Source organism: Leucobacter sp. M11 (assembly GCF_035726885.1).
GTDB lineage: Bacteria > Actinomycetota > Actinomycetes > Actinomycetales > Microbacteriaceae > JAPFRB01.
Genome location: NZ_JAPFRB010000004.1, coordinates 237035 through 237486, shown reverse-complemented (window position 1 = coordinate 237486; position 452 = coordinate 237035). Strand labels below are relative to the sequence as shown.

At 74.6% G+C, this 452-nt stretch carries 1 pseudogene; it reads right to left on the bottom strand.

From position 1 onward, the window contains the following. Positions 1-452: pseudogene (locus tag OOT08_RS13100) on the bottom strand (putative FMN-dependent luciferase-like monooxygenase); the annotation flags it as partial.

Genomic DNA, 452 nt, shown 5'->3' with positions numbered 1-452 from the left:
CTCCCGCCAGCCGAGCCGCGGGGCGACCTCGGTGGCGAGCAGTTCCAGGGAGCGCAGGATGAGCGCGGGCTCCGGATCGACGGAGTGCACCTGGAAGGACAGTTGCGTGGCCCGCGGCAGCGCGGTGTCCGCGGCGAGCGAGGCGACCACGGTGTCCACGTCGCCCACGTGCACGTCGAGGCGGTCGAAGAGGTCCTCCCGGCTGAGCCGGTCGAGCTCGTCGCCGAGGGTGCGCCGGGCGAGGGGCGAGACCCGGTAGCGCTGTTCGGCGCGCTCCCTCATGGCCTCGCCGTCATCGGCGACGACGACCGTGCGCGCGAGGGAGACCCGCGGAGCCACGCCCTCGGGCAGGGCGCGCTCGTAGGCATCGATGATCGGGTGTTGCACGTCCCAGAGCGGCAGGGTGGGCTGGGCTGCGGGCCGCGGCTGGGTGCGCGACAGCTGCAGGCCGT